This is a genomic window from Escherichia sp. KCJ4928 (genome assembly GCF_004352695.1).
Lineage (GTDB): Bacteria > Pseudomonadota > Gammaproteobacteria > Enterobacterales > Enterobacteriaceae > ECMA0423.
On the sequence record NZ_SJWV01000425.1, the window covers coordinates 1 to 1,180 of the forward strand.

At 54.0% G+C, this 1,180-nt stretch carries 2 protein-coding genes; both read right to left on the bottom strand.

What is annotated here, in order from left to right; translation table 11 throughout:
- Window positions 1–300: 300 nt before the first annotated feature.
- Window positions 301–945 (bottom strand): tail assembly protein, encoded by a 645-nt coding sequence (locus E0D98_RS24510; RefSeq protein WP_047087102.1) that lies wholly within the window; start codon window positions 943–945, stop codon window positions 301–303.
- Window positions 843–1,180 (bottom strand): NlpC/P60 family protein (locus E0D98_RS24515; RefSeq protein WP_131891300.1); only part of this gene is annotated, 338 nt, incomplete at its 5' end. The genes E0D98_RS24510 and E0D98_RS24515, both read right to left, overlap by 103 nt.

Sequence of the window (1,180 nt, forward strand, 5' to 3'; positions counted from 1 at the left end):
CGGGTCAATAAAAATAAAACGCCAACAGGTTAGTCAACATCGTTCTCTTCCCGCAGCACGGAGTTCTGCGGGATTTTTTTATCCCCTGAACCCGGCATGATGCCTTCTGTCCTCTGCCACCGATATCCGGCAATCCTCTTCCGGTGAATAAAAATTCTGAGTTTATTCACATTTCCGCACACTGACTGTAGTGCTCATAATCACGCTGCGTTACAGTTCATCTGCCAGAATAATGAAAAATTCCTTAAAGTTAATCTTCGTATCTCTTCCCGCAGGCGCCGAACACTGCGGGATTTTTTTTCATCCCCGCCCGATAACCACCACTTTCCCGTCACCGCCCTCATCACGGGTGCTGATGTCCTGGGATATCCGTCGTGAACCAACCAGCATTTCACCGTAAGGCACCGGCACCGGATTCCCCTGAGCAATCATGTTGTCCAGTGACGAAAAATACGTGTTCTGTTTACCGTTATCCGTACTTTTGTACTCCGGCGTCTTTGCCTTCGGGACCAGCATCTGGGCCACACCACCCAGTGCCATTGCAGAGCCCATAGAGAACATGATGTTGCTGGCTGCAATACCGATACCCGGCATCCAGATAGCTGCCGCAACCAGCGCAACGCCAAGCACGGCCTGAAACACTCCGCCACTTTTGGCTCCTTCTGCCCGGGGAACCAGATGAATGACATCCCCCGGGTTCAGTGGCTCATGCAGTCGGGGCGATATCTGGTCCGGCGCGGTATCCTCACCGGCAATACGTATCTGGTACCAGCCTTCGTTCATCTGACAGCGGAATCCCGGCACCTGCTGCGACAGGGCACGGATGGCCTCCGCTGCCGTGTTCACATACAGACTGATGCGGCGACCAAATCGTTGTAAATCCCCGTGAAGGCAGATGCGGACCAGTGGCGGTGACGCCAGACAGAATGCGTTCGTCGTTGCCATTTTTCAGAATACCTCTCCCGTTTACTCAGTTGTTCAGGTATATGGTGAAGCAGGTCACCGTTGCCACAGTAAATGGCGGCATGATTCGGCACCGATGCGCCAAAGCAGCACAGCAGGATATCGCCTGCCTGTGCAGAGGACAGGGACACCCGGCAAAAGCCAGTGGCCTCCATATTGTCCAGGTACAGGTTCTGGCCGTTGCGCCACCAGTCATCCTCGCGATGAAAATCCGGCA